This window comes from Chlorobium ferrooxidans DSM 13031, assembly GCF_000168715.1.
Taxonomy (GTDB): Bacteria; Bacteroidota; Chlorobiia; order Chlorobiales; family Chlorobiaceae; genus Chlorobium; species Chlorobium ferrooxidans.
In genome coordinates this window covers 12674-32942 of the sequence record NZ_AASE01000019.1, presented here as the reverse complement: position 1 = coordinate 32942, position 20269 = coordinate 12674, and the positions used below count along the sequence as shown (strand labels likewise).

Sequence of the window (20269 nt, the reverse complement as noted above, 5' to 3'; positions counted from 1 at the left end):
TTTAAGACTATATGAACTATGGAACAGCTCAATCTGCTCGATTATGGGTTTATACTCGGCTACCTTCTTCTGACCCTTGTTATCGGCCTCTGGTTCTCAAAACGGGCTGCGGAGAATGTTGACGAGTTTTTTCTTTCCGGACGCCAGCTCCCCTGGTGGATCGCCGGTACCGGTATGGTTGCGACCACCTTTGCGGCTGACACCCCTCTTGCTGTTGCCGGATTTGTCGCAAAAAACGGCATTGCCGGCAACTGGGTCTGGTGGACCTTTGTTTCCGGAGGAATGCTGACGGTCTTCTTTTTTGCCCGGCTCTGGCGCCGGGCGGAGATCCTGACCGACCTGGAGTTCATCGAGCTTCGCTACAGCGGCAGAGCTGCACGCTTTCTTCGTGGATTCAAGGCGGTCTATTTCGGTCTCTTTATCAATGCGGTCATCATCGGCTGGGTGAATCTGGCCATGTTCAAGATCATCAGGATCATGCTCCCCGAGCTTAATCCTGAAGTGACCATTGTAGCCCTTGTTGTCCTGACCACTTTCTATTCCGGACTTTCCGGGCTATGGGGTGTATCCATTACCGATGCCGTACAGTTTGTGATCGCCATGGCAGGCTGCATTATTCTTGCTGTTCTTGCCGTCAACTCCCCGGCGGTTGTCTCGGCCGGAGGCCTGACCAAAGCTCTGCCTTCATGGATGTTTGACTTTTTCCCCTCATTCAGCCCGGCAGGTGCCGATCGGTCGGTAACCGGAGCTGCCGCCCTCACCTTCGCCTCTTTTGCCGCCATGGCATTTGTGCAGTGGTGGTCATCCTGGTACCCGGGAGCTGAACCCGGCGGCGGAGGCTATATTGCCCAGCGCATGATGAGCGCAAAAAACGAGAAACATTCGCTGCTTGCCACGCTCTGGTTTACCGTAGCCCACTACTGCCTGAGACCGTGGCCATGGATCATTGTCGGACTTGCAAGCCTTGTCATGTTTCCGGATCTTCCGCTGAACCAGAAGGAGGACGGGTTTGTCTATGTGATGAAGGCCGTGCTGCCTCCCGGACTGAAAGGGCTCCTGATAGCCGCCTTTCTTGCTGCCTATATGTCTACACTCTCGACCCATTTGAACTGGGGCACAAGCTATCTCATCAACGACTTCTACAAGCGGTTTCTTAAAACCGATGGAGATGAACGGCACTATGTCAACATTTCGAAAATCACCACCTTTCTGACGGCAGCTTTTGCGCTCTTCATCACCTTCTTTGTGCTTGAAACCATTACCGGTGCCTGGGAGTTCATAATCCAGTGCGGAGCTGGTACCGGCTTTGTGCTTATTCTCCGCTGGTTCTGGTGGCGCCTCAACGCATGGTCGGAAATCACCTCTATGGTTGTTCCTTTTATCGTCTTTGGCTGGATCAATTTCTTTACCTCAATTACCTTCCCCTCTTCGATTTTCATTATCGTTACCATCACCATTGCCGCAACCCTTGTCGTCACCTATTTGACAAAGCCGACCGAACCGGCACAGCTCGAAACATTCTACAGAACCACAAGAGTCGGCGGTCTGCTCTGGAAAAAGGTTTCCGTTAACCTTCCCGATGTAGAGTCAGATAAAGGATTTGTCATGCTCTTTGCCGACTGGGCTCTCGGCATTATCATGATCTACGCCATTCTCTTCGGTACGGGCAGAGTAATTTTCGGTGACGTCGTTCAGGGAGTGCTCTTCCTTGGCGGCGGGCTTGTTGCCGGAGCACTCATATTTGCCGACCTTAATCGCAGGGGCTGGAACAATCTCAACTGAAAACCATGTATCAACCCCGACTGATCCTTGCGTCGCAGTCCCCGCGTCGCAAGGATATTCTCTCTCTGATGCAGCTGCCGTTTGAGACGCTCGCGGTCGATACCGATGAGAGTCTCGACCCCTCACTCGCAATTGAAGAGAACGTCACCTCGATCGCCCGCAGAAAAGCAGAGGCCGCTTCCTCTCTGATAGAGAAAACCGGGCAAAGAACGGTGATTCTGGCCGCTGATACCGTAGTGGCCAAGGGTAACCGCATCTATGGGAAACCGGCAGGATTCGATGAGGCATTCGGGATGCTTAAAACGCTCCAGAACCGTTCACACCGGGTCTATACCGGCTTCGTTCTGCTCTCGGGCGACAAATCGCACACCGAGTGCGTTACAACTACCGTGGAGTTCGAACCCATGAGCGAGCGGGAGATAACCCGCTACCTGCTCGCACTCCAGCCTTACGACAAGGCCGGATCCTATGGAATACAGGATCCCCTGATGGCCTGTCACATAAAACGCATTGAGGGGTGTTACTACAACGTGGTCGGTCTTCCCCTCTCAAGGGTCTGCAAGGCGCTCAAGGCGTTTTTGTAAGTCTGCGTCTCCTTTTTCCGAATTTTTGCCGGGCGGACACCATTGATTATTTCAGGGGAGCACCTTACAGGCAGAAGAGCATCGGAATCAAGGGCTGACTGCACGGTCATAAACATCCCCTTTAGAAGAAGAATTACATCATTATATTGATTGTTGATCAACTCCTGACTTATGCTCCTGGAATCTCAATACGTAAAGGACTTTATCTTTCGGATTCAGGATACAATCATTCACGTTCAAGGTCTCTATTATGAAAAAACAGCCCTCATCAAGGCATAAAGAAATTGAGACCGGTAAAAAGGTGTTCAATGAGCCAAGTTCAACACCTTTTCCAGTTATCGGCCTTGGTTCTTCTGCCGGAGGTCTTGAAGCGCTTGAACTCTTTATGAAAAATGTTCCGGACTCTTCAGGGATGGCGTTTGTGATTGTTCAGCATCTGGACCCTACCCATAAAGGAATCATGGCGGAGCTGCTTCAGCGAGTTACACCTATACCGGTTCAGCAAATCACGGATCGGCTGAAAATTGAGCCCGACCATATCTATCTCATCCCGCCGAACAAGAACTTGACAATACTTCACGGAGTACTGCATCTTCTTGATATGGTCAAACCAAGAGGTTTACGGCTGCCTATTGACTTTTTTTTCCGTTCAATGGCCGATGACCTTCATCAGCACTCTTTGGGGGTTATCCTTTCAGGCATGGGTTCCGATGGTACGTTCGGCCTTCGGGCAATCAAGGAGAAAGGCGGCGCTGTTTTTGTGCAGGATCCTGAATCTGCGAAGTTTGACGGAATGCCCAGAAGCGCAATCGATGCAGGACTTGCCGATGTTATTGCTCCGGTTGAAATGCTTCCGGAAAAAATCATCTCCTATCTCAAACATGAACAGCTAAACTTCAAACAGACAGACACCCTTGAAGACGCATCGCTGAGTGCTTTGGCAAAAGTGATCATTCTCCTTCGATCCCAAACCGGACATGATTTTTCACTCTATAAAAAAAACACCATCTATCGCCGTATTGAGAGGCGAATGAGCATTCATCAGATTCAGAAAATCTCGTTTTATGTCAAGTATCTCCAGGAAAATCCCCAGGAAATCGAGTTGCTTTTCAGGGAGCTGCTGATCGGAGTAACCAGCTTTTTCCGTGATCCGGCAGCCTGGGAAATCATGAAAAAACGGGCAATTCCTTCACTCATTGCTGCCCGGCCATCAGGCGGTCTTTTGCGAGCCTGGGTTGCCGGTTGTTCAACCGGTGAAGAGGCTTACACCCTTGCGATTCTCTTCCGGGAGGTTATTGATGCAATCAAACCTGCGGGAAATTTCAAATTACAGATTTTTGCCACCGACCTTGACAAGGATGCTATCGACAAGGCCAGGGCTGGAGTCTACCCGTCAAATATTGTGGCTGACCTTACAGCGGAACACATCAAACGCTATTTCGACAAAGATGACAGCGGCTACAAAATCAAGCGCGAAATTCGTGAAACCATTGTGTTTGCCCCCCATAACGTCATTATGGATCCGCCCTTTACCAAGCTCGATATTGTTATCTGCCGCAATCTGTTGATCTATATGGAGCAGGAGCTCCAGAAAAAGCTTCTGCCGCTCTTTCATTACAGTCTTAACAATGGCGGTATCCTTTTTCTTGGCAGTGCGGAAACCATTGGGGCCAATAACAATCTGTTTGAAACCGTTGACGGCAAGGCACGTATTTTTCGCCATATTCATCAACATAGCCGGACTCTGCCGATTGATTTCCCCTCATCGTTAATCAACTTCCCGCCTCCTTCAAGGGATTTTTCAGCTCATCCAGCCACGGTAACATCCGAACTCAATCTGAAGGCAATCACCGATCAGCTGCTGCTTGATCACTACACCCCGGCCGCAGTTCTCACCAATGAAAACGGCGATATTATCTATATCAGCGGTCATACCGGCAAGTATCTTGAACCGGCAGCAGGAAAAGCAAATCTGAATGTATTTGCCATGGCCAGGGAGGGTATTCGCTATGACCTGAATATACTTTTCGGTCATGTGCAGCATGAAAAAGGAGAGTTAACCAAAAAGGGCTTGACTGTCGGAACCAACGGCGGGAAACAGAGTGTTGATTTGAGTGTAAAGCTTCTTGAACAACCCGAACCATTGAGAGGGCTGGTCATGATTGTTTTTACCGACAGCACAAAATTTGTTTCGGGCATTGATTCCGACAGGACGTTGGCGGAATATTCCGGAGACGGCCGGATTGCATTGCTTGAAAATGAACTGCAAGTGGCAAAGGATGAGATTCTGAGCATTCGCGAACAGATGCAGACATCACAGGAGGAGCTCAAATCAACCAATGAGGAGATGCAATCTGCCAATGAGGAGTTGCAGAGCACCAATGAGGAGTTGAATACCTCGAAGGAGGAGATGCAGTCGCTCAACGAAGAGCTGCAGACAGTTAACCATGAGCTGCAGTCGAAGGTAAGCGACTTTTCGCAGACAAATAATGACATGAAAAACCTCCTCAACAGCACCGATATTGCAACACTCTTTCTCGATGATGAGCTTAATATTCGCCGTTTTACCAACCGTACAGCCACAATAATCAAGCTGATTCCCGCTGATATTGGCCGCCCCATAACCGATATTGCAACCGACCTGCACTATCCGGCTTTGGAGAGCGATGCCCGGGAGGTGCTTCAATCGCTTGTAATGAGCGAAAAAAATATTGCCGCATCTAACAACCGATGGTTTAAGGTCAAGATCATGCCCTACCGGACTCTTGATAATCGCATTGACGGACTGGTGATTACCTTTAATGATATCACCACCGCCATGAGACTGGAAGAGAGCCTGAGAGAGACAGATGAGAGTTATCGTTTTTTGATTGATACCATGCAGATTGGCGCTCTTATTCAGGACGCTTCCGGAACTGTTATAATGATCAACCGGGAGGCTTACCGTATTTTCGGATTCTCCAAAGAAGAGATCAAGGGTAAACTTCTCGATCAACTCCCCCTGAAATTTGTCCGGAGTGACGGTACCGATCTTCCTCAGGATGAACGGCCGTCACAAATAGCGTTGCGGACAGGCAACCCTGTCAGAGGAGTTGTCATCGGTATAATGGGACATTCAGACAAAAATTTCACATGGATCAATGTCAATTGCTTTCCCCGCATCCGAAAAGGAGGTGATAAAGCTGATATGACCTATATCTCATTTTATGAAATATCCGGTCCGACTAAACCTGTTACCGAATAAAATCTTCATACAGCAGAATGTTCATGAATCAAAAGAGACCTGATTCTGATACCCTATCAGAATTGTGCGCCAAAGCTGAAGCAGGGCTGAGAAATAGTCAGGATAATGCCGTTGAGTTCTCCGCCTCCCCCGAAGAGATGCGGAGGTTGATTCATGAACTCACTGTTCACCAGCTTGAGCTGAACATGCAGCATGAGGAGCTGTTTCAGTCGAGAATCGAACTGGAAAAGAGTCTCAATCGATACGCCGACCTTTACGACTTTGCTCCGGTAGGCTATCTGACACTTTCACGTGAGAGCAGAATAGTCGAAGGAAACCTTACCGCTGCAAAGATTCTTGGTGTCAGCCGATCCCTGTTACCGGACAAATACCTCTATAACTTTATTACGGCTTATGACCGTACCCCCTTTACAGCATTTATTGAGCAGGTATTCACCCTGAAGGGAGAGCCGTCATACTGCGAAGTATCGCTGAAGCCGAAGGCTGTTCAGGCGGATCAATTGCATTTGGCCACACCTTCATCTGTGCGCATGGATGCCGTATTAAACGATAATGGAGAGAATTGTCGACTTGTGCTTACGGATGTCACCCGTCAACAAAAAGCAGAGCATGTCATATCAGCCAATCATGAACGTCAGCAACTTATTCTGAAAGAGACACATTCCGGCATTTGGGAGTGGGATATTAAGAGCAACACCAATGTCTGGTCGGATGAACTTTGGCCGATGTACGGCCTGGAACAAAACGATCTTGAGGCCTCCTATGAACTCTGGAAAGAGTGCATTGAACCCCGGGAGCGTTCAGCCGTTGAGACAGCGGTCTGGCATGCGGTACAACAGGGCGAGGATTTCTCAATTGAGTGGCGTGTCAGGAACTGCCCTGATCCAGGCCGTTGGCTCATGTCCAAAGGAATTCCGTATAAAGACCAAACTGGCGAGATTACACGATATGTTGGAATCGTTGTGGATATCACGGAGCTGAAACGTGCCCGGCAAATCGGAATAGAAGAGCGGCTTTTCACCAAAAACGTTATTGAAAGTATTCCCGGCGCTTATTATATCATTGATACAAATGGCAGCTATATCGGCTGGAATGCATTCCTGCGCGATGAAATTGTCGGAAAACCGGAGAGCGAGATGCTGCATACCCCGGTCGGTTCCGTCCTGCATCCGGAAGATCTTCCTGTCGTTCAGCAAAAAATCATCAATGTTATTGAACATGGGATTGAAGAAAAAGTTGAAGCGCGAGTGCTGCTCCGTGGCGGGCCGGAATTCCGGTGGTATCTCCTGACAGGTAAAAAAATAATTATCGACGGCAACACTTGTGTTATAGGAACAGGTATCGATATTACCGAGCAAAAGCAGATAGAAGAGGAGAATGCCCAGCTTGAAATGCAGCTCGTGCAGTCACAGAAAATGGAGATGCTCGGAACCCTCGCAGGAGGCATCGCCCATGACTTCAACAATATGCTTGGCGTTATACTTGGCTACACCGAGATGCTTCTTGACGAGTTCTCCCCTGCCGATGCACACTATCTGGACATTGATGCCATACGTGAAGCGGCAGCACGATCTGCCGAACTGACACAGCAACTGCTTGCCTTTGCCCGGAAACAGACCATCGTCCCGGAAGTATTTCAGCTTAACGCCTCCGTTGAAAAGATGCTTCCGATGCTCCGTCGCCTTATCGGGGAAAATATCACACTTCACTTTGTACCGGCCACAAATAAAACACAGATAAAGATTGATCCATCCCAGATCGACCAGATTCTTGTCAACCTCTGTGTCAATGCACGGGACTCGATAACCGGAAATGGCCAGATAACCATTAAAATTAACCGGTGCGATATAGCTGAAAGCAGCAGTGAACTATCGAAAAAAGTTGTCGAATATTTGGCCCTTTCCGTAAATGACGACGGGTGCGGGATAGCTAAAAACGATATCCCTCATATTTTCGAACCATTCTTTACCACAAAGGAGCAGGGAAAAGGTACAGGTCTCGGGCTCTCAACCATTTACGGAATCGTCAAACAGAACAACGGCCGCATCGACTGCAAGAGCGAATCAGGAATCGGAACAACCATAACGGTCTACCTGCCCCTGAACAGAGATCAATCCGCCTCGGAGAGAGAGGAGGTGTCGGATCCATTGACACATCAGGGAGATCATACAATCCTGATAGTGGAAGATGAACCCGGTATACTCAAACTCTGCAAACTCATGCTTGAACGCAAGGGATACCGTGTACTTGTCGCTGAAACACCCCGTGACGCCATCACCCTTGCCGACAAATATAACGAGAAAATCGATCTGCTTCTGACGGACGTCATCATGCCGGAAATGAACGGACAGGATCTCTCTGAAATCATTCTTGCTGTCCGCCCCGATATAAAAATACTCTTCATGTCCGGCTATACCGCAGATGCTCTTGGCGGCACAACCAATATCCATACAGAACATCACTTTATCCGCAAACCCTTCACCATTACCTCGCTCAACAACGCCGTCTTTGACACCCTCAACGCCGACAATCCGCTTTAACAATCGCCCTTTTCCTCCCTCGAGGGGAGGTTTCGCTTCTTCGGATAATCTTCTATCTTTCCTCTTCATTATGGCTACATGGATCCATTATTACCGATAAACATGCCTTGCGAAGCAACAACGAAACAGGTCATCGTCATTCTCGGGCCAACGGCTTCCGGTAAATCCGCCCTGGCCCTTTCTGTGGCAAGGAAAATCGGTGCGGAGATCATCTCGGCTGATTCACGCCAGATCTATCGTGAACTCGATATAGGATCCGCAAAGCCTTCCCGGGATGTACTCCGGGAGATAAAACACCATTTTGTTGACGAAAAGAGTATCGGTGAGCCCTTCACTGCCGGTGATTTTGCGACTGAAGCTGTTCAGCGTATACAGGATATTCACAAGCGAGGCAAAGCTGCGGTTGTTGCCGGTGGCTCGACGCTCTATCTGGAAGGGTTGCTTGAAGGGTTTGCAGACCTCCCTGCTGCTGACCCTGTAATAAGAGCGCGGCTCCTGGAGGAAATGGAAAGAGAGGGCAAAGAGGCTCTTTTTGAACGGTTGCGCCAGCTTGACCCCGATCAGGCCGGAACTCTTGACGCAACCAAGAGTCAGCGGCTCATACGCAGCCTTGAGATCATTGAAATCACTGGCAGGCCTGTTACAGCATTACAGGCGGAGAAAAACAAGCGTCAACCCTCAATCAGCTATACTTCCGTAGCCCTTTCGATGCCCCGCGAACGGCTCTATGAGCGAATAAACCGTCGAACTGACGAGATGATTGAAGCAGGTCTTTGCAATGAGGCTGAAATGCTCTATCATAGGTATCATGAATTGCTTGAGTGCGGCAAAACATCTGCACTGCAATCGGTGGGATATCAGGAACTTTTTCAATACTTTCAGGGAAAGATTGCATTGCCTGCCGCAATCACTCTTATAAAGCAGCACAGTCGTAATTATGCAAAACGGCAGTTGACTTTTTTTAAAAATAGGCTTAACGTTAACTGGATAACTGCTCCAGAGAGTAATGATGAGCTTGAGGTTCTTGCCAACCGGCTGTCAGGAACACGATAACCAGAAAAAGTATGCCGGTTATTATCACCAACCCCTGTTCGGCGGGTTTATCACAGAGACAACGCATGCCTTTTTGACTTTGTAGATCGCCACTTCCAGCGGTGTACAAGTAAGGCCAACCGGTAGTATCGTTATGAAACACTCAATTTCAACCCGCAAAGAGCTAACTATCCTGAAAATTGAGGAAGATGTATTCGATTTTCGTCATGGCAGTGCATTCAAAGAGATCATTGACAGCCTTGTTATTCATGAGAACAGCAAAAATCTTATCATTGATTTCTCTCTTGTGAAAGCTATTGATTCCTGCGGCATAAGCTCAATGCTGCTTGCCCATCAATTGGCAAATCAATCACACGGTCTGGCTATTTTCGTCTCTCTGTGTCAGCAGATCAAAGATCTCCTCAAGCTGACAAATCTCGATAAACAGCTCTATATCTTTTCATCAATCAATGAGGTAATGACCCTCATTGAACCTGCCATGAAGGGCAAGCGTGGTCCAAGGGGTAAAGCTGCAACTCCGGCCTATGAAGCAGTCGATGAGTTGTGTGAAGAGCTTGATCTTATTGCTGAACATGACCTGCATGATGATACGCTCGATGTTGCGCTTGTCGATCCTGACGAGATTACGGGTCAGGCTGAGCTTTCGGATCCTCCCGCTGTTAAGGAACCAGGAATAAAAAAGAGAGGTCGCCCTAAAAAATCCTGAGAAATACCGCTATATTACACAGTAGCCCAGAGAACGACTACCACACTTCACTCTAAAAGGAGAGGTTGGCACCATGGGCAGTAATTTTTTCAAACACCGTCTTTCAGATCTTCTTTCTTCGGCAGGCATTACCGTAAACGGCAGTGCCCCATGGGATATTACGGTTCATGACGACCGCTTTTATCGCCGTGTCCTCTCGGAAGCACATCTTGGCGCCGGTGAGTCCTATATGGATGGCTGGTGGGACGCTCCCGCTCTTGATGAGTTTTTTTACCGCATCCTCAGGGCCGGAGTTGAAAAACAGCTTTCCGGCCTTCCCCGTCTGCTCAATGGAGTGCTTGGCAAAGTCATCAACCTTCAGAATCCATCAAGAGCCTATACTGTCGGCGAAACCCATTACAATATCGGTAACGACCTTTATTCGATGATGCTCGACCGCCAGATGATCTACAGTTGCGCATACTGGAAAGAGGCCTTGACTCTTGACGATGCGCAGGAGAAGAAGCTGCGTCTGGTATGCGAAAAACTGATGCTGAAACCCGGAATGAAGGTGCTCGATATAGGGTGTGGATGGGGAGGGGCTGCACGCTTTGCTGCGGAAAACTACGGGGTTACCGTAACCGGTATTACCATTTCAAGCGAGCAGGCTAAACTGGCAAGGGAGCTCTGCCGGGGCGTGCCTGTTGAGATAAAGCTCTCTGATTACCGGGATATCAGCGGAAGCTATGACCGGATCTACTCCATCGGCATGTTTGAGCATGTCGGCCACAAGAATTACCGCAACTACTTTCAGATTGTCCGCAACCATCTTGCTGCTGACGGACTCTTTCTCCTGCACACCATCGGAAGCAACCGTTCGGGAACAAATACCGATCCCTGGACCAGTAAATACATTTTTCCCAACTCCATGCTCCCTTCAGCCAGCCATTTGACCGCTGCAGCCGAAGGCAGGCTTATAGTTGAAGATTGGCACTCTTTCGGCCATGACTACTACCGCACCCTCAAGGCCTGGCATTCGAATATTGAAGATAACTGGGCAGCTCTTTCACTTGCGTATGATGAGCGTTTCCATCGCATGTGGCGATACTATCTGCTCAGTGCCGCGGGCTCCTTCAGGGCACGTCATGTGCAGTTGTGGCAACTGCTCTATTCAAAAAACGGAATTGAAGAGGAGTTCCGGGTTCCGAGATAGCTTCCGGATGATGCTAAACTGTCGAAGCGTATGGTTGACACCTTCTTCAAAAGAGAGCTTGAACGGCTGTTCGGCTCTGCCGATATCCGCATCGGGGGTAACCGGCCCTGGGATGTTCAGATACATAACACGAGTGTCTACCGTCGGGTCATCACCGAAGGCAGCCTGGGGCTTGGCGAGTCCTATATGGATGGAGAGTGGGAGTGCGACGACCTCGAAGCGTTTTTTTTCAGGCTGCTCTCTTCGAGAGTGGATAAAAAGGTGGTTACGGTGGCGGACAAGATCAATAAATACTTAGGCAAAATCCGCAATCTACAGTGCCCGACGAGGGCCTTTACGGTCGGAGAGACCCATTACAATACCGGTAACGACCTGTTTAAGGCCATGCTCGATACCCGGATGATTTACAGTTGCGGTTACTGGAAAGAGACCAACAGCCTTGACGAGGCCCAAAAAAACAAACTCCGCCTTGTGTTCGACAAGTTGCAACTTCAGCCCGGCATGAAACTGCTTGATATCGGGTGCGGTTGGGGTGGTGCTGCACGCTATGCAGCGGAGCACTACGATGTATCCGTAACGGCTCTGACTGTTTCAAGCGAACAGGCCCAATTCGCCAGGGAACAGTGTGCCGGAATGCCGGTCAACATAGAGCTGATGGACTATCGTGATCTTCATGGTTCTTTTGACCGGGTATACTCTATCGGCATGTTTGAGCATGTGGGGTATAAGAACTATCGCCACTATTTCGAAATCGTCAACCGGTGCCTTAAACAGGACGGTTTGACCCTGCTGCACACTATCGGAAGCAATCAGCCATGCACCAATGGTGATCCATGGAGCTGCAAATATATATTTCCGAACTCCATGCTCCCTTCTGCAAGCCAGATCTCGGAAAGCTATGAAGGGCTTTTCATGCTCGAAGACTGGCATGTTTTTACCCATGATTACGCGCTGACGCTCAAGGCATGGTATGAAAAGTTTGAACAGTCATGGCCTGAACTGCAATCAGGATACAGTGAACGGTTTCACCGCATGTGGCGCTACTACCTTCTGAGTTTTGCCGGAGCCTTCCGGGCACGATCCATTCAGCTCTGGCAGGTACTGCTCTCCAAAAAGGGACTTCAGGGACGGACAGCCATTCCGAGATAGATCAGCGATAAAGATATGATGGTGCGGGGGTGCTCCGGTTGAACTGTTCGATCTGCCGAAAGCTCTCCTCCATGATTTTATCAAGCGGCATCTGCCTTGTGATCATCTCCCTGAAACGGGGCGTACCGGCAAGCAGGTCAAAAAATCTGCCATCCTTGACAACCCTTCCGGGATAGAGTCGCTCAAGCTCAAGCAGAAGAGCTGCGGCGGTTCTGAATGGACGAAAGCCTTTCCTGTCGGTAAGGGAGAGTTTCAATCCATGGCAAAGCTCTCCCTGATACTTGTTGGAGCGGGGAGTGAATGTGACCGGCTGAACACTGACCCCCGCCAGCCGGTATGCGTTGAGAGCCAGAGCCAGCTCACTGCTGTTGATAAAGGGGGCTCCGAACTGCATAAACGGCGCATCGGTTCCGCGTCCTTCGCTTATTGTTGTTGCTTCAAGAAAGACTGTTGCAGGATAGAGCAGTGCCGTGTTGACGTTTCGGATATTTGGTGAAGGCGTTACAAATCTGAATCCCGCATACTCATCACCAAACCGCTCCCGGCTGTACCCCTGCATCGTGATCACCCGCAGGTCAAGTTTTTTAAACCGCTGCTCCTTCAGCAAAAGGGCAATCTCTCCGACCGTCATGGCGTGAACAAAGGGAATATTGACGGCACCGACAAAGGAGTCATACCCTTTTTCCACCATAAATCCCTCCTGAGGAAGAGGGATAACCGGATTGGGGCGATCAAGTACCATGAACGCGATACCGGCCTCCTCACACGCTTCCATGGCACTCTTCATGGTTGAGATATAGGTATAACAGCGAGAGCCGACATCCTGAAGATCAAAAACAAGAATATCCACCTCCTTCAACTGTGACGGATCAGGTTTTTTGGTGGCACCGTAAAGCGAATAGACCGGAAGCGCATTGGCTACAACGGTATTTGCTATCGTCCGGCCTGCTTCGACGTCGGCTGCAAAGCCGTGCTCAGGTGCCATAAGAAACTTCAGGTTGACGCCACTGCGGAGCATGAGCAGGTAGTCAGCCTCCCCGTTGCGGTTCACACCTGCCGCATTGGTAACAAGAGCAACCCTCATACCTGAAAGCTCCCTGAAACACGATGCTTCAAGCCGGTCAATGCCGCAGCGCAGGCTCTCTTCTGCCCGGAGTGAAAACGGCAAAAAAAGGGAGAGCAATGCAAAAGTAAATACAGAGATCGGCAGCATAACTTTTTTTGCGCAAGAGCTGCAAGCCGCAGGATGAAGAGTCTCTTCAGTCATAACAACATAGCTCATCACGGAGAGTCCCGTGCGGTTGTGAGGAAATGAGCAGGTATCAACACCAAGGTAACCGGATTTTCCGACTATACCCAATGATCAACCGGAAGCGGTTAAGGAGGTGCTCCGGACTCCGGAGGGATGAAAACAAAAAAGCCGCCATGTTGCAGGCGGCTTTTTTTACTGGTGGTGGGGACAGGACTTGAACCTGCAACCTTCGGGTTATGAGCCCGACGAGCTACCAATTGCTCCACCCCACGATGTTGTGCTCACAATGTAAGCAAATAAACTTCAGTTGCAAACATTTATTGTATCTGCCGGCCATTTATTTCCTCTCCGGCAGGTTCCACAACGAAAAGCTTTCCGTCCGGGCCTTCAACAGCCAGAATCATCCCTTCGGAGTGTTCATCACGGATGGTACGATCAGCAAGATTGGCAACAAGAACTACATTTTTGCCCACCATCTCTTCGGGGGAGTAATTTTTTGCTATACCCGCAAGCACCTGTTTTGTCACTGAACCCACCTGGAGCTGAAGTTTCAGCAGCTTCCCTGCTTTTTTAACTTTTTCGGCCGAGATAACACGGGCAACCCGCAAATCAACTTTGAGAAAATCATCAAATGAGATGACCGGTTTGAACTCCATCTTCTGCTGCTCGGCGCCGGACTCGCGTTTTTCTGCTTCGGCCACCAGCAGTTCTATTTTCCGCAGTTCAGGAGCAATATCGGAATCCTCTATTTTCGTAAAGAGAATTTCAGAATCTCCACGGAGCCGGTGTCCTTTTTCAAGCATGGGACGGAGCAGTGATTCACTGAGGGAGTGGCCATGGGTCAACAGGTCGTCAATGGTACCGGAAAAGCCAAGCATGGCATAGATCCGGTTGCTGGTTCCGGGAATAACCGGGTAGAGCGCAACAGCAAGCGCATGACAGAGATTGAGTGAAAGGGCCATGGTTTTAGCCGCTTCCTCACGGTCACTCTTGATAACCTTCCATGGTTCCGCCTCGGTGAGAAAGCGGTTTGCCGCCCTTGCCATCTCCATTCCAAGAGAGAGAGCATCCCTGAAATGAAACTGTTCAAATGCAAGATCGAGCTGGCTCAGAAGCTCCTGCCAGTCTATGCCGATTGTGTTCCACTCGTCGAAGGTGCAGGCATAAGGAACCTCGCCATCAAAACGGGCATTGGTAAAGTCAATGGATCGTTTGATGAAGTTACCGAGGGTATCGGCAAGTTCACCGTTGGTACGGTTCTGGAAGTCCAGCCAGCTGAAATCGGTATCCTTGTTTTCAGGATAGTTCATGGCAATGCTGTAACGGAGCGTATCGGCCGGGAACTTCTCAAGAAACTCCCCGAGATAGACCGCATAGTTCCTTGATTTCGAGAACTTTCTTCCCTCGAAATTCATGAATTCCGAAGCCGGAACATTGTCAGCAAGATTGTAGCATCCCTCCATGCGTCCTTCATTCCAGGCCATCAGAATTGCCGGAAACATCAGGGTATGGAAAACAACATTATCCTTGCCGATAAAATGAACGAGACGGCTTTCAGGGTCCTGCCAGTACTCTTTCCAGCGGTCAGGGCTCCCCTGCTCCTGTGCCCACTCCCTGGTAAAAGAGATATAGCCGAGTACGGCATCAAACCAGACATAGAGCACCTTACCCTCGGCTTCAGCGCTGTCGAGTGGCACCTTGATTCCCCAGTTCAGGTCGCGGGTTATGGCACGGTCATTGAGTCCCTGCTTCAGCCAGGTACGGCTGTAATTGACAACATTTGAGCGCCACTCATCCTCATGGCTGTTCACATAGGCTTCAAGCTGCGGCTGAAACCTGCCGAGCGGGAAATACCAGTGCATGGTATCGCGAAGTTCGGGAGTTTCATCTGAAAGCTTGCTCTTCGGATTGATCAGTTCAAGGGGGCTCAAATGCGTGCCGCACTGCTCACACTGGTCACCGTTGGCTTCCGGATTATTACAGATCGGACAGGTTCCGGTAACGTACCGGTCAGAAAGGAAGCGATCGGCTTTCCTGTCAAAAAAAAGCTTTTCGGTCTTCTTGTTGAAAATGCCTTTGTGCTCTATCTCGGTGAAAAACTCCTGTGCGGTTGCATGATGAGTGGCTGATGAGGTTCTTCCGTAATAGTCAAAGGAGATAGCGCACTTGCGGAATGCATCAAGGTTCATCCGGTGATAGCGGTCAACAACATCCTGAGGGGAGATGCCTTCCCTTTCGGCCGTAATGGTTATCGGCACGCCATGTTCATCAGAGCCGCCTATATGGAGAATATCCTCACCCTTCAGCCGTTTGTACCGGACATAGATATCAGCCGGAAGATAAACCCCTGCAAGATGACCGAGATGAACCGGCCCATTGGCATAGGGAAGAGCCGTTGTGACAAGTGTTCTTTTGAAATGAGACATGCTTACAGATAGAGAGCGTTATGAATGGGAGCGTTGGTATCCTGCTGCATCACCCCTGTTTTTTGATGAACAGAGCATTGAACTTTTCAATCGGGTATTTGCGCTTCTGATCACTTTTTTCATAATGCAGCCATACCAGTTTTTTCTGCGCGTCAATGCTCTCAACAACTGCGGCGCCTTCGGGAGTTGCGACCCTGCTGCCCACTGAAGGCAGCTGCGACTGGGATGAGGAGTGGTGCTGACACCCTTTTTCATGTTTGGAGTAACCCAGACAGCATTTAGGGCGGTTGCACAGCCCGGTTATATTGAAAGCATGGCTCTCGTTGCCGGACGCTTCGGAATATTGTGATTTTTCGGCAAACGGATTTGCGTGTATTTTCTGCAGCCAGCTTGAGCAGCACAACAGACAGCCGCAGGGACCAAAGTCATTTGCCCTGCGGGCCTCCTCACGGGTTGTAATCTGCACCATCTGAATCCTCGCCTTGAACTCGCCGGCAAGATCCCGTACAAGAGTCCGGAAATCAACCCGGTGCGAAGAGGTGTAGTAAACCGACAGTTTCTGCTGATCCATTCGCAGCTCCACATCAACCAGCTTCAGATCAAGTTCATGTTTTTTGATCTTGTTCACACAGATATCGCGGATCTCGGCCTGTCTGGTTTTAAGATCCAGAATTGCCTGGCTGTCACTCTCATCGGCAGAGCGCACAACAACCGAAAACTCCTGGCCGCTTTTATCCAGCCCTTTCAATCGAAGTTTCTTTCGGGCAATCTGACCTGTTGAATAGACAACTCCGAAATCATAACCTCCATCAGATTCAACTATAACCTGCTGCCCAACACTGAAGGCACTTCCGGTGTTATTGGAAAAAAACTCACGTCGGCAGCCCTGGAGCTCAACTTCACAGATATCAGGATAAATCTCCTCCGGAGCATCACCGTAAAGGGCCTCCACCTCACTGTGCAGCAATTGAGAAAGTCTCAGACGTACTCTGGCATTATCACCCAAAAGACAACTGCAAATAACATTACTCATAACAGATTGTTTTGAGATGCAGGAAAGAGTTTCACTGCGCATTAAACAATATTACAATAACAACTTAAATGTCTTGCGGACGGTATATAAGGTGCTTTGGTTTTAATCCCGGCAGCAAGGCAGTCAATCACTGCGCTTCACTTGCCATGCACTTGACTCATGCTGCCTCCAAGGTATGCAAATTTACACTATTTTTGGAACCCTGCACCGCTTTAGATGCGCCGACAGGAACAAAAAAAGCGCCAGCCTATGCTCTATCCAGATGCAGCACTCTCCTGAACTTTTCAACCCTCCGATTTATTGAGGAGCCCCCTTTGAGCAGGATCTTTGCGTCATCAAGATTGCGATCGGAAATTCTCGACGTAAGCTCGTCAAGATGGCTCTCGGTTATACTCTGCATGGATGCGGTAAGCTCATCCGGACCGCTATAGTTTTCAGCCGTCACAAGAAGCGGCGCCCTGAAAGAGAGAAAGAGTTCCGGTTTCTGCTCTTCGAGATAATCAATCCTGCTGACAACAGAGAGCAGGTAAATCTGCCCTGTTTTTTCAATTACCCTTGAGAGTATTGAGGCTGTACCCTTGAAAAAGAAGAGTGGTCGTTTGTCAATATGCTCAATCTTTCCCTGGGGAAAAATCCAGAGCGCGTTCTGGCGGTCAGAGTCGGCACTCAGCAGCTCGGCCGCATAACGAAGCGTAGCCGGAAGTGTTCTCGGGCGTGAACGGTCAAGGGAAAAAGCGCCAATACGGGTAAAAAACCGATGCTTGTGCAACTGCTGATACTCGATAATGATATGAAGGTTCTGATGAAAATACTCCTCGGTGCAGAGCTGTGACCAGAAGCCATCCCACCAGTAGGCATGATTGGCATAAAAAATAACCGGAGTGCCGGGATCCATATCCGGCACTCCGGGCGGCATAAAGACGCAGACCGAATTAAAATACCGTCTGAACTGGCGGCGGGAGTACCACCCGAACCACAGGGTATAGAGGCTGCTGCGACGGACTTTCAGCATATACCGACTATTTGAATGCTCTCCTGATACGATTGACCGCTTCTTCAAGCGAGGCAATAGAGGCCGCATAGGAGAGGCGAAGATTGTTGGGTGCCCCGAAGGCATCACCGGGAACCGTTGCCACAAAATGCTCCTTGAGCAGGTATTCGGCAACATCTGCCGAATCTTGCATCACAACACCGTTGAAGGTCTGGCCAAGCACACCGCTGATATCCGGGAAAATATAAAAGGCACCCTGTGGAAGAGCCGTCCTGAATCCGGGAATACTGTTGAGGGCTGCGTACATATAGTCCCGCCTTTTTTCAAATTCAAGACGTCGTTCCTCAACAATACGCTGATCACCGATAAGTGCAGCCACAGCCGCTTTCTGTGCAATCGCGTTGGGGTTTGAGGTGGTCTGCGACTGAATCTTGTCGCAGGCATCAATCAGCCATTTCGGCCCTGCAAGATAACCGATTCTCCAGCCGGTCATGGCGTAGGTTTTGGAAACCCCGTTACTGACAATTACCCAATCCTTCATGGCGGGAATCCTTGCCGGAGAGAAGGGACGGATACCGCCATAGACGATCATGTCATACATCTCGTCTGATAGGACGAAAATCTCCCGGCCTTCAAGCACCTGCATGAGTGCCCGTACCTCGGCTTCATTATAGACCGCTCCCGTAGGATTGGAGGGTGAGTTCAGCACGACTATTTTTGTTTTCGGGGTAATGGCTTGTTCAAGCTGGAGAGGAGTAATCTTGTATTCACTCTCAATGGTGGTATGAACAATGACCGGCGTGCCTCCGGCAAGACGAACCATTTCAGGGAAACTGACCCAGAACGGTGCCGGAACAATCACCTCATCCCCCTCTTCGCAGAGCGCGAGAAAGGTGTTTGCAAGGGTCTGCTTTCCTCCGTTACTGACGATGATCTGGTTCTCCTGAAACTCAAGCCCATTATCACGGCGGAACTTCTCGATAATGGCTTTTTTCAGCTCCGAAATACCGGAGTTGGCGGTATAACGGGTAAAGCCGGACTTGATTGCGTCAATTCCTGCCTGATTGACATGATCAGGTGTCGGAAAATCAGGTTCACCGGCTGAAAGGCTTACGACATCCTTCCCCTCTGCTTTCATTTTACCGGCAAGATTGCTGATTCTCATAGTCTGCGACTCCTGCATGCTGAGAACTCTGCGGGTCAGATATTTTTCTTCAGGATGAGATGATGTGGACATATCGAATGTTTTGTTATGATTTTTGTACGTTTCGTTCTTCGCGTTTTAGATTGAGCATCTCCATGACACAGGGATGAACAAATTTACTGACATCACCACCCAGCATGGATACCTCCCTGATAATCGATGAGGCAACATAGGTATACTTGACATTCGGCATAAGAAAAACCGTTGTCACTTCAGGATAGAGATGGCGGTTCAGAAGCGACATCTGAAACTCATACTCAAAATCCTTGACCTGCCGCACGCCCCGTATAATTGCTTTCGCTCCAAGTTGCCGTGCATAATCGGCAAGAAGTCCCTGACGGAGCACTTCAACCCTGACTCCGGCATATTCACCGACAACTTCATTGATCATTGCCTGCCGCTCTTCAATCGTAAAGAGTGACTGTTTCTGGGTATTCTCGGCAATAACCACGATTACCTCTTCAAAAATATTCAGAGCACGTTCGAGTACATCAAGATGACCGTTGGTGAACGGATCAAATGTTCCGGGATAAATGGCATTTGTTTGCATCGCATCACTCCGTTCGGGTCTGAAAAAAAGTAACTCTTGTCATGCCGTAATCCTTTTGAAAAGAGTAGTATGGAGAGTGTTTGAACTCAAGATGCGCACGGTGTTCAATAAGCAGGATTCCCTCATCAGCAAGAAGGGCGCCGCCGGCAATCTTTTCAATCAACTGCCCGTAATCCGGCCAGGAGTAGGGTGGATCACAAAAAACCAGGTCAAATGGTTTTGATGGCCGGGAAAGAAATGCTGAAACATCTGCATTAACTATCTTCACCCGCTCTTCAACCCCCAGCTGAAGTGCCGTTGCCTTAATGGCTTTGAGCGCATCGACATGCTGATCGACAAAACATACTGATGCTGCCCCCCGGCTCAGAGCCTCGAAACCAAGGGAGCCGAATCCGGCAAAGAGATCAAGTACGGTTATGTTATCAAAATCGAGCCTTGCAGCAAGCGTGTCGAAGAGCGATTTCTTGACACGGCTGCTGCAGGGACGAATAGCATTGGTTGATGAACTCCTGATTTTCCTTCCTTTGTATGTTCCTGCAAGTATCTGCATGAAATACTACGGC

At 49.4% G+C, this 20269-nt stretch carries 15 protein-coding genes and 1 tRNA gene; 8 read left to right on the top strand and 8 right to left on the bottom strand.

Features of this window, described 5'->3' with window-relative positions; translation table 11 throughout:
- Nucleotides 1-18 precede the first annotated feature (18 nt).
- The 8 genes from CFERDRAFT_RS09005 to cfa (CFERDRAFT_RS08970) all read left to right on the top strand — a co-directional run bounded on the left by CFERDRAFT_RS09005 (nucleotide 19) and on the right by cfa (CFERDRAFT_RS08970) (nucleotide 12250).
- The gene (locus tag CFERDRAFT_RS09005; protein ID WP_006366916.1) at nucleotides 19-1782 is read left to right on the top strand and encodes a sodium:solute symporter family protein; all 1764 of its coding nucleotides are present in this window, start codon (nucleotides 19-21) and stop codon (nucleotides 1780-1782) included.
- A gap of 5 nt (nucleotides 1783-1787) precedes the next feature.
- Nucleotides 1788-2366, top strand: coding sequence for a Maf family protein (locus tag CFERDRAFT_RS09000; protein WP_006366915.1), 579 nt, complete (start codon nucleotides 1788-1790; stop codon nucleotides 2364-2366).
- 250 nt (nucleotides 2367-2616) lie between these two features.
- Complete coding sequence (locus tag CFERDRAFT_RS08995) at nucleotides 2617-5610, top strand: chemotaxis protein CheB (RefSeq protein WP_006366914.1); 2994 nt, start codon at nucleotides 2617-2619, stop codon at nucleotides 5608-5610.
- Nucleotides 5611-5633: 23 nt separating this feature from the next.
- Nucleotides 5634-8150, top strand: a complete 2517-nt coding sequence (locus tag CFERDRAFT_RS11760; protein WP_198002411.1) for a PAS domain-containing hybrid sensor histidine kinase/response regulator — start codon at nucleotides 5634-5636, stop codon at nucleotides 8148-8150.
- Nucleotides 8151-8252: 102 nt separating this feature from the next.
- Nucleotides 8253-9203, top strand: coding sequence for a tRNA (adenosine(37)-N6)-dimethylallyltransferase MiaA (gene miaA / locus CFERDRAFT_RS08985; protein ID WP_040433601.1), 951 nt, complete (start codon nucleotides 8253-8255; stop codon nucleotides 9201-9203).
- A 133-nt stretch (nucleotides 9204-9336) separates the two neighbouring features.
- Nucleotides 9337-9909, top strand: a complete 573-nt coding sequence (locus CFERDRAFT_RS08980; protein ID WP_006366911.1) for an STAS domain-containing protein — start codon at nucleotides 9337-9339, stop codon at nucleotides 9907-9909.
- 73 nt (nucleotides 9910-9982) lie between these two features.
- Nucleotides 9983-11101 (top strand): cyclopropane fatty acyl phospholipid synthase, encoded by a 1119-nt coding sequence (cfa, locus tag CFERDRAFT_RS08975; RefSeq protein ID WP_006366910.1) that lies wholly within the window; start codon nucleotides 9983-9985, stop codon nucleotides 11099-11101.
- A gap of 30 nt (nucleotides 11102-11131) precedes the next feature.
- Nucleotides 11132-12250: a cyclopropane fatty acyl phospholipid synthase gene (gene cfa / locus CFERDRAFT_RS08970; protein WP_006366909.1), complete on the top strand. Its 1119-nt coding sequence runs from the start codon at nucleotides 11132-11134 to the stop codon at nucleotides 12248-12250.
- Between the two features lies 1 nt (nucleotide 12251).
- Here the strand turns inward: cfa (CFERDRAFT_RS08970) and CFERDRAFT_RS08965 are convergent, their stop codons facing one another.
- The 8 genes from CFERDRAFT_RS08965 to rsmD form a co-directional block, all read right to left on the bottom strand.
- Complete coding sequence (locus CFERDRAFT_RS08965; RefSeq protein WP_006366908.1) at nucleotides 12252-13532, bottom strand: exo-beta-N-acetylmuramidase NamZ family protein; 1281 nt, start codon at nucleotides 13530-13532, stop codon at nucleotides 12252-12254.
- 166 nt (nucleotides 13533-13698) lie between these two features.
- A tRNA-Met gene (locus CFERDRAFT_RS08960) sits at nucleotides 13699-13774 on the bottom strand.
- Between the two features lie 45 nt (nucleotides 13775-13819).
- Nucleotides 13820-15928, bottom strand: coding sequence for a methionine--tRNA ligase (metG, locus tag CFERDRAFT_RS08955; RefSeq protein WP_006366907.1), 2109 nt, complete (start codon nucleotides 15926-15928; stop codon nucleotides 13820-13822).
- Between the two features lie 49 nt (nucleotides 15929-15977).
- Nucleotides 15978-16961 carry a PSP1 domain-containing protein gene (locus tag CFERDRAFT_RS08950; RefSeq protein WP_040433600.1) on the bottom strand — a complete coding sequence of 328 codons (984 nt, stop codon included), beginning with the start codon at nucleotides 16959-16961 and terminating at the stop codon, nucleotides 15978-15980.
- Between the two features lie 247 nt (nucleotides 16962-17208).
- Entirely contained in the window at nucleotides 17209-17973 is a 765-nt protein-coding gene (locus CFERDRAFT_RS08945) for a lysophospholipid acyltransferase family protein (protein ID WP_040433599.1), read from the bottom strand.
- 7 nt (nucleotides 17974-17980) lie between these two features.
- Nucleotides 17981-19189, bottom strand: coding sequence for a pyridoxal phosphate-dependent aminotransferase (locus tag CFERDRAFT_RS08940; protein ID WP_006366904.1), 1209 nt, complete (start codon nucleotides 19187-19189; stop codon nucleotides 17981-17983).
- Between the two features lie 13 nt (nucleotides 19190-19202).
- Nucleotides 19203-19706: a pantetheine-phosphate adenylyltransferase gene (gene coaD, locus CFERDRAFT_RS08935; RefSeq protein WP_006366901.1), complete on the bottom strand. Its 504-nt coding sequence runs from the start codon at nucleotides 19704-19706 to the stop codon at nucleotides 19203-19205.
- Nucleotides 19707-19710: 4 nt separating this feature from the next.
- Nucleotides 19711-20256: a 16S rRNA (guanine(966)-N(2))-methyltransferase RsmD gene (gene rsmD / locus CFERDRAFT_RS08930; RefSeq protein WP_006366900.1), complete on the bottom strand. Its 546-nt coding sequence runs from the start codon at nucleotides 20254-20256 to the stop codon at nucleotides 19711-19713.
- Nucleotides 20257-20269: the final 13 nt, after the last annotated feature.

Bases quoted from the DNA above. Each gene is read 5' to 3' on its own strand.
- CFERDRAFT_RS08995 (WP_006366914.1), top strand. From the start codon at position 2,617: ATGAAAAAACAGCCCTCATCAAGGCATAAAGAAATTGAGACCGGTAAA.
- cfa (WP_006366909.1), top strand. From the start codon at position 11,132: ATGGTTGACACCTTCTTCAAAAGAGAGCTTGAACGGCTGTTCGGCTCT.
- CFERDRAFT_RS08940 (WP_006366904.1), bottom strand. From the start codon at position 19,189: ATGTCCACATCATCTCATCCTGAAGAAAAATATCTGACCCGCAGAGTT.
- CFERDRAFT_RS09000 (WP_006366915.1), top strand. From the start codon at position 1,788: ATGTATCAACCCCGACTGATCCTTGCGTCGCAGTCCCCGCGTCGCAAG.
- coaD (WP_006366901.1), bottom strand. From the start codon at position 19,706: ATGCAAACAAATGCCATTTATCCCGGAACATTTGATCCGTTCACCAAC.
- CFERDRAFT_RS08945 (WP_040433599.1), bottom strand. From the start codon at position 17,973: ATGCTGAAAGTCCGTCGCAGCAGCCTCTATACCCTGTGGTTCGGGTGG.
- CFERDRAFT_RS08980 (WP_006366911.1), top strand. From the start codon at position 9,337: ATGAAACACTCAATTTCAACCCGCAAAGAGCTAACTATCCTGAAAATT.
- CFERDRAFT_RS09005 (WP_006366916.1), top strand. From the start codon at position 19: ATGGAACAGCTCAATCTGCTCGATTATGGGTTTATACTCGGCTACCTT.
- miaA (WP_040433601.1), top strand. From the start codon at position 8,253: ATGCCTTGCGAAGCAACAACGAAACAGGTCATCGTCATTCTCGGGCCA.
- metG (WP_006366907.1), bottom strand. From the start codon at position 15,928: ATGTCTCATTTCAAAAGAACACTTGTCACAACGGCTCTTCCCTATGCC.
- CFERDRAFT_RS08950 (WP_040433600.1), bottom strand. From the start codon at position 16,961: ATGAGTAATGTTATTTGCAGTTGTCTTTTGGGTGATAATGCCAGAGTA.
- rsmD (WP_006366900.1), bottom strand. From the start codon at position 20,256: ATGCAGATACTTGCAGGAACATACAAAGGAAGGAAAATCAGGAGTTCA.
- CFERDRAFT_RS08965 (WP_006366908.1), bottom strand. From the start codon at position 13,532: ATGAGCTATGTTGTTATGACTGAAGAGACTCTTCATCCTGCGGCTTGC.
- CFERDRAFT_RS11760 (WP_198002411.1), top strand. From the start codon at position 5,634: ATGAATCAAAAGAGACCTGATTCTGATACCCTATCAGAATTGTGCGCC.
- cfa (WP_006366910.1), top strand. From the start codon at position 9,983: ATGGGCAGTAATTTTTTCAAACACCGTCTTTCAGATCTTCTTTCTTCG.